General features: G+C 43.0%; 8 protein-coding genes. 6 read left to right on the top strand and 2 right to left on the bottom strand.

The window, feature by feature from the left end; genetic code table 11:
* The first annotated feature begins 118 nt into the window (after window positions 1-118).
* Window positions 119-2,488 carry an endonuclease MutS2 gene (locus IQ234_RS16295; RefSeq protein WP_193957850.1) on the top strand — a complete coding sequence of 790 codons (2,370 nt, stop codon included), beginning with the start codon at window positions 119-121 and terminating at the stop codon, window positions 2,486-2,488.
* Between the two features lie 662 nt (window positions 2,489-3,150).
* Here the strand turns inward: IQ234_RS16295 and IQ234_RS16290 are convergent.
* Window positions 3,151-6,255: an efflux RND transporter permease subunit gene (locus tag IQ234_RS16290; protein ID WP_193957849.1), complete on the bottom strand. Its 3,105-nt coding sequence runs from the start codon at window positions 6,253-6,255 to the stop codon at window positions 3,151-3,153.
* A gap of 116 nt (window positions 6,256-6,371) precedes the next feature.
* Complete coding sequence (locus IQ234_RS16285) at window positions 6,372-7,049, bottom strand: C40 family peptidase (protein ID WP_193957848.1); 678 nt, start codon at window positions 7,047-7,049, stop codon at window positions 6,372-6,374.
* A 571-nt stretch (window positions 7,050-7,620) separates the two neighbouring features.
* Here IQ234_RS16285 and IQ234_RS16280 point away from each other — a divergent pair.
* The 5 genes from IQ234_RS16280 (at window position 7,621) to IQ234_RS16260 (ending at window position 12,815) form a co-directional block, all read left to right on the top strand.
* The gene (locus IQ234_RS16280; RefSeq protein WP_193957847.1) at window positions 7,621-9,009 is read left to right on the top strand and encodes an LCP family protein; all 1,389 of its coding nucleotides are present in this window, start codon (window positions 7,621-7,623) and stop codon (window positions 9,007-9,009) included.
* Window positions 9,010-9,011: 2 nt separating this feature from the next.
* Window positions 9,012-9,512, top strand: coding sequence for a pentapeptide repeat-containing protein (locus tag IQ234_RS16275; RefSeq protein WP_002768627.1), 501 nt, complete (start codon window positions 9,012-9,014; stop codon window positions 9,510-9,512).
* 127 nt (window positions 9,513-9,639) lie between these two features.
* Window positions 9,640-10,227 (top strand): anthranilate synthase component II, encoded by a 588-nt coding sequence (locus tag IQ234_RS16270; RefSeq protein ID WP_193957846.1) that lies wholly within the window; start codon window positions 9,640-9,642, stop codon window positions 10,225-10,227.
* 61 nt (window positions 10,228-10,288) lie between these two features.
* The gene (locus IQ234_RS16265) at window positions 10,289-11,098 is read left to right on the top strand and encodes an MBL fold metallo-hydrolase (RefSeq protein ID WP_193957845.1); all 810 of its coding nucleotides are present in this window, start codon (window positions 10,289-10,291) and stop codon (window positions 11,096-11,098) included.
* A 79-nt stretch (window positions 11,099-11,177) separates the two neighbouring features.
* Window positions 11,178-12,815 (top strand): ABC transporter permease, encoded by a 1,638-nt coding sequence (locus tag IQ234_RS16260; protein ID WP_193957844.1) that lies wholly within the window; start codon window positions 11,178-11,180, stop codon window positions 12,813-12,815.
* The last annotated feature ends 440 nt before the right edge of the window (window positions 12,816-13,255 follow it).

Below are 13,255 nucleotides of genomic sequence, written 5' to 3'. Positions count from 1 at the left end.
CCCCACACCCCAATTCATAATTCATAATTCATAATTCTCCCACCCCCTGCCTCCTGTAAAAATCAGACCAAATCCGGTTAGACTAGAAATACAAAGCGTATTATAAAAAACTACAAAATTGATTCAAGACGAAACCCTAGAATTATTGGAATGGCCGCGGCTATGTCAACACCTAGCTACTTTTGCAGCGACTAAACTAGGTGCGATCGCGATTCGTCAATTGCCGTTACCAGAAAGCAAAGAGGAAAGTTTAAACCTACTCTGCCAAACCAAAGAAGTTTATAGCTTAGAACAAAAATTAGATAGCCGTCTTTCCTTTGATGGGATTAGCGACATCGGTGATGCCCTAGAAAGGGCGCATCTGGGGGGTTTATTATCGGGACAGGAACTTTTAAATATTGCCACAACTTTAGCCGGAGTGCGACGTTTACGGCGTTTAATTGACGAACAGGAAGATATACCAGTTTTAAAAGAGTTAGTAGCGGAAATTCGCACCTATCCAGAGATAGAACAGGAAATACACCGTTGTATCGATGAAGATGGCCGCATATCCGATCGCGCTAGTCCCCAATTACGCGAAATTCGGGGACAAATGAAGGTGATTAGAGAGCGAATTTACCGAAAATTACAGGATATCATGCAAAAGCAGGGTGGTGCTATCCAAGAAGCGGTGATTACCCAAAGAAGCGAACGCTGGGTGATTCCCGTCAAAGCAGCACAAAAAGAGCAAATACCGGGGATAATTCACGATACTTCCAGCACAGGGGCGACTTTTTACATTGAACCTCACTCTATCGTTGACCAAGGCAATCAACTGCGCCAATATCGTCGTCAGGAACAAATCGAAGAAGAAAAAATCCTGCGACAGTTAAGTAATCTGATCGCCGAAGCTTTTGAAGACTTAGAATATTTACTAGCGATCGCTACTAGGCTCGATCTGGCCACCGCTAGGGCCCGTTACAGTTTATGGTTAGAGGGTAATCCCCCCCACTTTATCGATGGTTCGGAAACGATTACTTTGCGGAATTTGCGTCATCCTTTGCTCTGGTGGCAAAAACACCATGAACAGGGGGGGGAGGTCATACCAATAAATGTGCAGATTACCCCAGAAATTCGCGTTGTTGCCATCACCGGACCAAATACCGGCGGAAAAACCGTTACTTTAAAAACCCTCGGATTAGCGGCTTTAATGGCGAAAGCGGGCTTGTTTATTCCAGCGCGGGAACCGGTAGAGATCCCCTGGTTCGATCAGGTTTTAGCCGATATCGGGGATGAACAGTCTTTGCAACAGAGTTTATCGACTTTTTCGGGTCACATTCGCCGGATTGTCCGCATTTTAGCGGCTTTAAATTCTCGTTCCTTGGTTTTACTCGATGAGGTGGGAGCAGGTACGGATCCGGCCGAGGGAAGTCCTTTAGCGATCGCTATTTTACAATACCTCGCTGATCATAGTTTACTGACGGTGGCTACCACCCACTACGGGGAATTAAAAGCGTTAAAGTATCGAGATTCTCGCTTTGAAAATGCCTCGGTAGAGTTTGATGATCGCACCCTTTCCCCCACTTATCGACTATTATGGGGCATTCCGGGGCGTTCTAATGCTTTAACTATTGCCCAGCGTTTGGGATTAAATCCCGAAATTGTGGCCGAAGCGAGAAATCATCTGGGGGGGTTATCGGAGGAGATAAATCAAGTAATTGCTGGTTTGGAAGCGCAAAGACGGGAACAGGAGTCAAAAGCTAAGGAGGCTAGTCAATTACTCCAACAAACAGAGAAATTTTATACAGAGGTTTCTACACGGGCTAATTCTCTACAGGAGAGAGAGCGAGAATTAAAGCGTTATCAGGAGCAGGAGATACAAAAGGCTTTATTATCGGCAAAAGCAGAGGTTAATGACGTTATTCGCCGGTTGCAAGCGGGAACAAAAACCGGTAGGGATGCCCAAAAAGCCACAGAGGAATTAACTGCGATCGCAGAAAGGTTATTACCAAAAACGGAAAAAACTAAGGTTAATTATCGTCCGCAAGTGGGGGAAAGGGTACGCTTGCCCAATTTGGGACAAACTGCCGAAGTTTTAGCAATTTCACCGGAATCAGAGGAGATTTCCCTGCGTTTCGGGATGATGAAGATGACCCTACCCTTAGACCAGATTGAGTCTTTGGATGGTCAAAAAGTGGAAACTGCGCCAAAACCTGCCAAAAATTTGCCCCAAACTCCCGCAAAACCCCAGGAGACTCCTTTAATTCGTACTGCTAATAATACCGTCGATATTCGCGGTTCCAGGGTGGCAGAGTCAGAAACGGATATCGAACAGGCGATCGTCAGGGCTACCTCATCGGGTATATTATGGATTATCCACGGTAAAGGTACGGGGAAATTGCGTCAAGGTGTTCACGATTTCCTATCCCGTCATCCCCAGGTAAAACGCTTTCAATTAGCACCCCAAAATGAGGGCGGTTCGGGGGTAACTATCGCTTATTTAACTTAGGGTCTGCTGAATAGGTTTTTTGTCGGGTTAGAAGTCAGTATTCAGGAGACAGGAGACAGGAGTCAGTAGATTATTTTTATTTATTCTTCCCATCCCCCCACTTCCCCACTTCCCCACTTCATAATTCATAATTCATAATTCATAATTCATAATTCATAATTCATAATTCATAATTCATAATTCATAATTCATAATTCATAATTCATAATTCATACTTTGTGCTTTTTGTCAAAAAAGCTTTTTTTTTGCAATAAAACTACACAAAAAAAAGATCATCGTTATGGGTGAAATTGACTCATTTACCCGTCTTAATTAGGATTACCTACTAGATGTGGCAAGGGTTTCAGCCATTGCTGCCCAAAAAAGCACGGAATAACCCACTGTGAAATTCTATCAAATCGCTGTAACCATTGGAACATCGTTGTTAAATAAAAATCTTTCTCAATTAATTCTTAAGAATTTATAAATATTGCGGAATATTAATTTAAATATTCTCAAGTTTTTGGAGTCAATCAATAATTTTTGCTTATCTTTGACCAACATTGGGTTAGGAGTCAGTTATCAGTTATCAGTTATCAGTTATCAGTTCACTGAGAAAACTCCCCTCTCCCCTTCCCCCCACTTCATAATTCATAATTCATAATTCATAATTGCCAAGAAGATTACTTTCTGGAGAATAAAACGTAAAAACAGGGAATAATAAACAGAGTTAACAGAGTTGCTAAAGACAAACCCGAAAAAACGACAATTCCTAAAGGTTGCAGGAATTCTCCCCCCTCTCCCAATCCTAAAGCGAGGGGAAATAAACCTAAAACCGTGGTCACGGTAGTCATTAAAATCGGTCGTAAACGTTGGGGAGCGGCCTTTAAAATAGCTTGTAGTCGAGTAAAACCGAATTCTTGCCGCAATTGATTGGCTAATTCCACCATAATAATCCCGTTATTAACCACAATCCCCACCAATAACACCACCCCGACGATGACAATGGCATTAATCGGGGTTTTGGTCAAATATAGTCCAAAAATTCCCCCCGCTAGGGCCAAAGGAACGGTTAACATAATCACCAAAGGGTCTATAAGCGAGTTATACTGCACGGCCATGACCACAAAGACTAAAAATACCGATAAACCCGCTAATAAACCCAAGGAACCCTGAATTTCTTGATTAGACGTGGCGGCAGCACTGGGTAAAATGCTGATACCATCGGGTAAGGGAGTGGAATTTAAAACCGATTGTACCCCCGCGAGTGCGTCACTTAATTTCGCACCCTCGACTAAACTGCCGATAATAATAAAAACTTGACGCTGATTAATTCTCTGGATGACTGCTGGGGTTTTTCCCGCTTCAATACTGACGATATCTGCTAATTTTAAGTCTTCTTGCCTATTGACAAAAATAGGTATTTGTGAAATGTCACTAATTTTTTGCCGCGAGTTGGGGTCCAATTGCACCCGGATATCGATTAATCTTTCTCCCCGTTGCAGTTGGGTGGGGATTGATCCTTGAATAGCGGTCCTTACCGTTTGTCCCACTTCCAGGGTACTCAATCCCAAACTATTTAAGCGGGTCCAATCGGGTTTAATCTGGATTTCCGGTTGTCTGGGGTCAGCATCAGGACGAAAACGCGCACTAGGGACTTTTTCATCGAGAATACTGAGGACTTCTTCACCAGCTTGCTCTAGAGTTTTCCCATCGAGTCCCTGTAACATCACATCCACGTCAGCACCGACGGAGGGAGAGTTATTAAGAATAATACCGCGCACTTGACCAGGGGTGAGACGCAAACGCACGTTAACGAGGTTTAATTGCTCTAGTGCTTTGCTCATGCGTTCGATATATGCTTCTGTATTAGTGCCTTGTTTGAGATTAATCGTACTAGAAGCACGCAAAATATTTTCATTGGTAGTTGTGCCAAAAAGAGAACCGCCACTGGTAGTAAAAACGTACTTAGTCTCTGGTTGTGATAATAAAATCTTTTCTACTTCCCGCATCACCTGACGGTTAGTATTTAAATTGGTACCCGGGGGAAATTGAGCAAAAAGGTTCACCTGTCCGGTTTGAATACGACTAAAGACTTCCTGGGGGATATATTGCCAGAGATAGAAACTACTTCCCCCTAAAATTAAAAAGGCCAGTAGGATAACAAGTATTCTGTAGCGGATGATTTTAGCTAAAAAACGACCGTAGAGAATAGTTAAACCTTCTAGACGTTGACTAAAGACTTTTAAGAGCCAAAATCGCTGGATACCACTAGAAACCCGCATATTTAACAAACGACTGGCTAACATGGGAACAACGGTTAACGCACACAGTAGAGAAGCAGCCACAGCAAAACTGATAGTGAGGATAATCTCGTTAAACAGCAGGGAAATAAAACCACCCAGTAATAAAAATGGCAGTATAGAGACGAGATTAGTCGCAGTGGAGGCCACTAAAGCAGATTCTACCTCTTGGCTGCTATTCCGGGCAATTTCTAAAAAATCTCGCTTATTTTGGTTTTGATTAACTTTGAGGGCAATATTTTCCAGCATGACAATGGAATTATCCACCACGATACCCACCCCTAGGGCCAATCCTCCCAAACTAAACACATTTATCGATAACCCAAATAACTTCATACAGATGATTGCGACGAGGGTAGAAAGAGGAATCGCTAGGGTAATGATAAAAGTCTGTCGCAGAGAACCGAGAAAGACGAATACAGTCAATCCTGCTAAAATTGTCCCCGCTAGTCCCGAAGAAACCACGTTATTAACCGCGTTTTGGATAAATACAGACTCATCGCTAGTGGTGACGACTTGCATCCCCCCGGTCATTAACCCGGATTTTTTTAATTCTGCAATGCGTTTTTTGACCCCTTCTACCACAGCAATCGTATTCGCATTCGGTTGTTTTTGGACGCTAACCCTGACGGCATTTTTTCCATTTAGGGTGACAAAAATTCTTTGTTCTTCTGTCCCATCGATAACTCTGGCCACATCCCGCAGATAGATTTTTTCTTCGGGATTATTACTATCGGTCAGTGCTAAATCTTGGATATCCGCTACGTTGTTAAATTTCCCCACCGCGCGGGTTAAAGGTTCCCCGGTTTCTCCCTCTAGTCGGCCCCCAGAGATGTCCTGATTACGTCTTTTTAGGGTGTCTAAAACCTGATTTAATCCCACTCCTAAAGATTGTAATCGCTGCAGGTCAATATTAACTTGAATTTCTTCTCTAACTCCCCCAATCACGTCCACCACTGCCACTCCTTCCACAAACCCTAATTCTCTCCCTAATTCTTCATCAGCAAATAATCTTAAATCTTTTAGGGGTAGGGTATCAGAAACGAGAGCAAATTCATAGACGGGTAAACGAGAGGGTTCAAATTTGTTTAAGCGCGGTTCTTCAATAATATCGGGTAAATTTTGTCGGACACGATTAAAACTTTCGGTAGCTTCATTTAAAGCAACATTTAAATCTCCCCCCGGTTGAAAAAATAAATCTACTCGCATCCTTCCCTCGCGAGTTTCTGAATAAACTTGCACTACTCCCTCGGTGGCACTCATTCCTTCTTCTAGGGGTTTAGTTACTTCTTCGAGAATAACTTCTGGGGAAACCCCAGGTACATTCATCCTTAAACTAATGCGAGGATAAGTGATAGAAGGAAGCAAATCTACTTGTAAACGATTTAGAAAAAAAAGACCGATGATGATAACTGCTATAGTTAACATCAATACTCCTATATGACGACGAATTGATAGACCGCTTAGGGAGATGTTTTCTAACATGATTATCTATGGGGTAGAGTGAGGAGACAGGAGACAGGAGTCAGGAGATTATTTTTATCTATTCTTCCCACTTCATAATTCATAATTCATAATTCATAATTCCCACTGATAACTGATTAATTGTGCATAACTCGACCAAAACCCCATAATTTTTGATAATAATAACGACTGACGCTATCCCTATCATCGGTGAGTAGATTGATAGCGATACCATTATTACCTGTTTCTTTTCCTGAACTGTGGATATATTGATTATTACCTAGATATAAAGCCACATGATTAACTCTTTTATCACCAAAGAAAATTAAATCTCCTGGGAGTAATTCCTCTCGGTTTATTTTTTGACAAAAAGCCTCCTGTTGATAGGAATCCCTCGGCAACCAAATGCCAAAAGTGGCAAAAGCAGCCTGGATTAATCCTGAACAATCGTAATTAGGTGCAAGGGTTCCACCCCAAAGATAATGATTGGTACGGTTCATTGCTTCCTGAGTAAAAGTGATAATCTCAGGAATATGTTTTTCTATTTCTGAACGAGTTAGAGGAATTTTTTGATAAGTTGTGGCGGCCGCTGCAATCGCATCTAAATCTTCTCGGGATAACCAAGCTAAATAATTATCTTCCCTTAGCTGAATTTGTAGGCCTTTTTCAGTAATTTCTAGGGAAATAAATTTTAATTGTCTTCCCTGTTGTGCTTGGGTAGCTAACTCTTGACAACTGGGAGAATTGTAGAGATTTAAGTCTCTTATACAGAGATATTCCTGGGTGGATGATGGGGGAAGGGAGATGATTTCCATAAAAAATAGCTCAGAATTTATTGACAAAAAAACTGCCAGACTAGCCAAAAGCAAAGGGATAAAAACGAGGAGAATAACCTTAGTTCTGTCATCTTCAAGTTTTCACCTCTCTTAATTATTGGCCATAAAGATAATCTATAACCGAACCGAATACCTGAAAAATTATTTAACCTCTGGCATAATCAACTTTTCAGGGTTCAAAAACGGCAAAAATAGGGATTAAATGGCATAAAATCGGGAAATAGAGCATTTAATTGACTATTAATTAGGTAGGTGTTAAAAATTGTCAGATACCCCCCTTATCAAGGGGGAATTAAGGGGGGATCGAAGGCAAAATCTATCTTCTATCTTAACTCTCCTGACTACTGGCTACTGACTACCGACTCCTAACCCTAACAACAATTTTTGATTTTTACAACAGGTCTAGGATAGCCAGTTCCTTAACAATATGTTACAATAGCCGGCGAGAGGGGGGACGGCCAATATCTGGAACTTTTGGACTAGAGATAGATTCTATCGATCAGCAGTCACCTCCCAGAGTAAGCTTTTAATCAGATGTTGAGGTTAGTCCATGGCCAATGTTTCCGGGCGGTTTGAAAAGCAAGAATACAGCCAAAACTCAGAAAATACCGTCACGGTGGTCAGTTCAGTCATGTCCGGTTTAAAAAAAGCATCTCCCCTGCAAAAGGGCTTATTTTGGGGAATAACCCTCAGTTTTACCGCCCTAGTTTCCGCCACTGTTGGGGCTGCCGTCGCTTTAATTAGTCCCTTACCCGCACCAATTGGGGCCATCTTCCAAAAAACATCTTTTCCCACCCAAACAGACATCCTTGAGGATCAAGCTTGGAATAGCTTAATCAATCAGCAGCTTTCTCGTCCTGTTAATATTTTAGTTATGGGCATCGATCGAGTTTTAGATGCCAAAAACAGCGACGATGTATTTAAAGGTCGCAGCGATACCATGCTCCTAGTGCGCTTCGATCCTAGCGATAAAACCGTGAGAATGCTGTCTATCCCTCGCGATAGCCGTGTCAGAATCCCCGGCCACGGTTTCACTAAAATCAACGATGCCAATGTTCACGGCGGACCGACTCTAGCGGCAGAAGTGGTCACTAATACTTTAGGGGATGTCACCGTTGATCGCTATGTGCGGGTGACTACCGATGCTTTTAAGGAATTAGTCGATTTAGTCGGGGGTGTAGAAGTTTATGTACCCGAACGAATGTATCATAAAGATGTCACCCAAAAATTAGAAATTGATTTACAAGAGGGTTGGCAAAATCTCAACGGCGACCAAGCAGAACAATTTGCCCGTTTTCGTAACCCGCAATACGGTGATATTGGTCGCGTACAAAGACAACAAATTTTATTAAAAGCACTCCAACAAAAGATTTTTAGTCCGACAATTCTCCCCAGTCTCCCGAAAGCAGTGCAGGTTTTACAACAATATATCGATACGAACTTAAGCGTCGAGGAAATGCTGGCTATCGCTAATTTTGGCCGGGAAATTAAACAGGATGACTTGAGAATGATCCTACTCCCCGGCCGGTTTAATAGCCTCGAGGAATACGATGGTCGCAGTTATTGGATTTTGAACCGTCGCGAAATTAGAACCATTGTGGCTAATAATTTTACCGATAACTACGCGGGGGGAGAAACCTCCGTTTATAGTCTGCGGATTGCCATTCAAAATGCCACCCATACCAAAGGTTTAGCCCGTCGTACTCGTAATTATCTGGCCAAACGGGGCTACACAAATGTTTATATTAGCGATGACTCCTCCCAAAAGCTAGAAACTACGGCAATTATTGCCCAAAAAGGTGATATTCAGTCCGCTAACCTCTTGAAAAATCAATTGGGAATCGGTAAAGTAGAATCATCCTCCACTGGTGCTTTAGACTCAGACCTAACTATTCGGGTGGGTGATGATGTGGCCCAGTTTCTCGACGCTCAACAGTAACAATGTTGAAAAATTTTTTCAGTCTGGTTTTAATTATTTTGCTGGCGATTCTGTGGCTACTTTTCGCGGCCCGTCCGGTGGCCTTGGCCCAAGATAAAACGATTAACTATAGTTTTGCCCAGCTGCAAGATCGGGATTTTTCCCATCAGGATTTGCGCGGAGGGGTTTTCGCAGCTGCCGCGATGCGGGGAGTTAACCTAGAAGGGGCCGATTTATCCTATAGCATTCTCACCGAGGCTGTCCTCTTAAAAGCTAACTTAAAAGGGGCCGATTTAACCGCCTCTTTGGTAGATAGAGTTACCCTCGATTTTGCCGATTTAACTAATACTATTTTTACCGATGCGATCGCTACTCGCAGCCGTTTTTATGACACAATTATTACCGGGGCCGATTTCACTAACGCGGTAATTGATAACTATCAGGTCAAGTTAATGTGTGAACGGGCCGATGGCATTAATCCAGTCACGGGAGTGGCCACCAGAGATAGTTTAGGCTGTAATTAGCAATTCCGGCCAGATTCTAGCTGACGGCTCAAAAATAGCCTACCCCCTACATCCCGGCTATCTCGATCGAGACAGCAGAGGTGTAGAATGAAAATACTGAGCGAGGCTAGAGAAAGGAGAGAGACTCTTGATAATCGTCATCGATAACTATGATAGTTTTACCTACAATTTAGTCCAGTATTTGGGAGAATTAGCGGCTGAGTTTCCGATCGCCTTGCCGATCGAGGTCTATCGTAATGATAAAATCGATCTGGCCACAATCGAACAAATGCGGCCGGATGGGATTGTCATTTCCCCCGGTCCCGGTCGTCCGGTCGATGCGGGCATATCTCTGGAATTAATCGCCAAATTTGGCCCCCATTTGCCGATTTTGGGGGTCTGTCTGGGTCATCAAAGTATCGGTCAGGTATTCGGGGGGGATGTGGTCTCGGCCCCAGTCTTAATGCACGGCAAAACTTCCCCCATCTATCACAACAGTGAAGGGGTATTTCAAGGCTTAGAAAATCCTTTTACTGCCACCCGTTACCATAGTTTAGTGATCGATCGCTCCACCATGCCGGATAATTTAGAGATCACGGCCTGGGTAGAAGATGGCACGGTCATGGGAGTCCGTCATCGGGATTATCCCCAGATTCAAGGGGTACAATTCCATCCCGAAAGTATTTTAACCACTGCCGGCAAGGAACTTTTAAGAAACTTTCTCCGATCCCTCTAGTGTTTACTAATCCCCAACCCCTGAAATTAACCCTAACTTGATTAATTCTGCATCTACATTTATGAAAAGGCGAGATTTTATCTTATCGGTGGGGACAAGTTTCTTAACCGTGGCAGTAGGCTCAGTTTTAGCGGAAACTAAACCCAAACCCACTAACCCCACTCCCGCTCAAAAACCCGATGATTCCCTCTTAGTTCAATGGTTGGGTCATAGTTGCTTTTTATTCACTGGAGGAGGTCAAAGAGTCCTAGTTAATCCCTTCCGGGCCATTGGTTGTACGGCGGGTTTTCCTTTGCCAAAAGTAGAAGCAGATATCGTTTTAATTAGTAGTCAACTCTGGGATGAAGGGGCTGCCGAGGGTTTACCCGGTAATCCGAAAATTTTGTTTGAGCCGGGGGCCTACGATCTGGGTAAATTAAAATTCCAGGGTATTAGTATCGCCCATGATCGCATGGGAGGGCAACGTTTCGGCATGAATGTGGCTTGGCGTTGGACCCAAGCAGGGATTAGTATTGTCCATTTGGGGGGGGCAGCAGCCCCGCTCGAATTAGAACAAAGAATTCTCTTAGGTTCGCCGGATTTAGCTTTTATTCCCGTGGGAGGTGGTCCAAAAAATTATAATCCCCAAGAAGCAAAACAGGCGATCGAAGTTTTACAGCCGCGAATTGCTGTCCCGACGCAATACTTCACCAGTGCCGCCGATAAAAATGCCTGTGAATTGGTGTCTGTAGATGAGTTTCTCAAGTTAGTCAAGGATAAAAATATCCGTTTAATCGGGGACAATAAATTACGGATTCGTGCCGCCGATTTACCGAAAAAAGGGACTCTCATTCGCGTGTTTGACTACCGCAATCTGTTACAGAAATCCTAATTTTTAGGAGCCAATAACCTAGGACTGCTGTAGATCATCTCCTAGTTCTCTAAAAACTGCTTTAACAATCTTATTAAAAATGTTTTTGCTGAAAGAATCTCGCTCTTTTTTTAGACAGGGATGGACAATTGCAGTTTTACTAATTGCCCTGCTTGTTTCCCTGCCAATTTTATCGGTGGCTAGTAGTTTATTAACTAATTCCAGTCAAGTCTGGCAACATCTGATCGAAACTGTTCTCTGGGATTATCTAGTTAATTCTTTTTGGTTGATGTTTGGTGTGGGTAGTGGCGTTTTAATCATCGGTGTTGGCACTGCTTGGTTAATAACGATGTGTCAATTTCCCGGTCGTCAACAATTTCAATGGTTATTATTACTACCCCTTGCCGCTCCTGCCTATCTCTTGGCCTATACTTATACCAATATGATGGACTATTTTGGTCCAGTGCAGACCTTCTTAAGAAGTGTTTTCGGTTGGAGTAGTGTCGAAGATTATTGGTTTCCTAATATCCGTTCTCTTTGGGGGGGGATTCTGATGTTAATACTGGTGCTTTATCCCTACGTTTATCTGTTAGCAAGGGTCGGTTTTTTAGAACAATCTGTCTGCACAGTGGAGGCAAGTCGCTCCCTGGGATGTAATCCTTGGCGCAGTTTTTTTACCGTCGCTTTACCCCTAACAAGACCGGCAATTATGGCAGGATTAGCCCTAGCTTTAATGGAAACTCTGAACGATTTTGGTACGGTGCAGTATTTCGGCATTAATGCTTTTACCACGGGTATTTATAATACTTGGTTCGGTATGGGAGATCGCATAGCAGCGGGGCAGTTATCCACAGTTTTAATGGTATTTATCCTCGTTTTAGTTTTCCTTGAACAATCCTCCCGTCGTCAAGCTCGTTACTATGAAATGACCAATCGTTTCCAGTCACCGACTAAGTACAAACTGGGATTTATTCGCAGTTTTTTGGCAATGATCTCCTGTTTTGTGCCGGTATTTCTGGGGTTTATTGCCCCTGCTTTTTATCTAGCTTATCTAGCCTTTAATCATGCCCAAGAAACTTTTAATAATGACTTTTTTAGTTTATCAGGAAACAGTTTTTTTCTGGCTAGTTTAAGCGCAATTATTGCGGTAGTTTTAGCTTTAATTCTCGCCTACGGGGAAAGACTTAATCCGAATAAAACTCTTAAGGGTTCTGTGCGGATTGCGGCTGCTGGTTATGCTATCCCTGGCATAGTTATCGCAGTGGGGGTTTTAATTCCTCTCGGTAAATTAGATAACTTTTTCAATCAAGGATTAAATATCAATTTAATTCTGAGCGGTACGATTTTCTGTCTGATTTTTGCCTATATTGTCCGGTTTTTAGCCGTAGCTTTTTCCACACTAGAATCGAGTTTAAGTAAAATCAAACCTAGTTTAGATGATGCTTCCCGCAGCCTTGGCTATGGCACCGGTGCAACTTTAATTAAAGTGCATATTCCTCTTTTGTCGGGGGGATTATTGACGGCGGCTATGTTAGTTTTTGTCGATGTGATGAAGGAATTACCCGCTACTTTGGTGTTAAGACCTTTTAATTTTGATACCCTAGCGGTGCGGGTTTATCAATACGCCAGTGATGAACGTTTGGTGGAAGCGGCGGCACCGGCCCTGGCCATTGTCCTAGTGGGATTAATTCCGGTAATTTTTTTAAGTTGGCAAATTTCCCGACGGGCGATCGATTAAAGTGGTGGCCGATTCCTAGACCAGTTGGCGATCGGCCAGCAGCTTAGTTCTATTTAGGGTTTGCGGCAAAAAGTTTGTTAGTGGGGTTAGGAGACAGGAGACAGGAGACAGGAGACAGGAGACAGGAGACAGGAGACAGGAGACAGGAGACAGGAGACAGGAGACAGGAGACAGGAGACAGGAGACAGGAGACAGGAGACAGGAGACAGGAGATTATTTTTATGGCTCTACCGAACCTGTTATGCAAAACTATCAACAACTCATACTTGTAAAGCTTGTATAATAGGGCTTTGAGTTTTTGTTAGATTGATATTTATCAACTTTAGAGCATTGCTGGACAGAGAGGGAGCTTGGGGAGTTTTCTACAGTGTAAGTTCGGAAGAACCATTTTTATTTGTTCTCCCCATACCCCAATTCATAATTCATAATTCCCCCACTTC

It is taken from the genome of Microcystis aeruginosa LEGE 91341 (assembly GCF_015206885.1).
Classification (GTDB): Bacteria; Cyanobacteriota; Cyanobacteriia; order Cyanobacteriales; family Microcystaceae; genus Microcystis; species Microcystis aeruginosa_H.
This window is presented reverse-complemented; position numbering and strand designations above follow the sequence as displayed.

Coding starts and splice junctions, on each gene's coding strand:
- IQ234_RS16290 (WP_193957849.1), bottom strand. CDS start 6,255: ATGTTAGAAAACATCTCCCTAAGCGGTCTATCAATTCGTCGTCATATA.
- IQ234_RS16285 (WP_193957848.1), bottom strand. CDS start 7,049: ATGGAAATCATCTCCCTTCCCCCATCATCCACCCAGGAATATCTCTGT.
- IQ234_RS16280 (WP_193957847.1), top strand. CDS start 7,621: ATGGCCAATGTTTCCGGGCGGTTTGAAAAGCAAGAATACAGCCAAAAC.
- IQ234_RS16275 (WP_002768627.1), top strand. CDS start 9,012: ATGTTGAAAAATTTTTTCAGTCTGGTTTTAATTATTTTGCTGGCGATT.
- IQ234_RS16265 (WP_193957845.1), top strand. CDS start 10,289: ATGAAAAGGCGAGATTTTATCTTATCGGTGGGGACAAGTTTCTTAACC.
- IQ234_RS16260 (WP_193957844.1), top strand. CDS start 11,178: ATGTTTTTGCTGAAAGAATCTCGCTCTTTTTTTAGACAGGGATGGACA.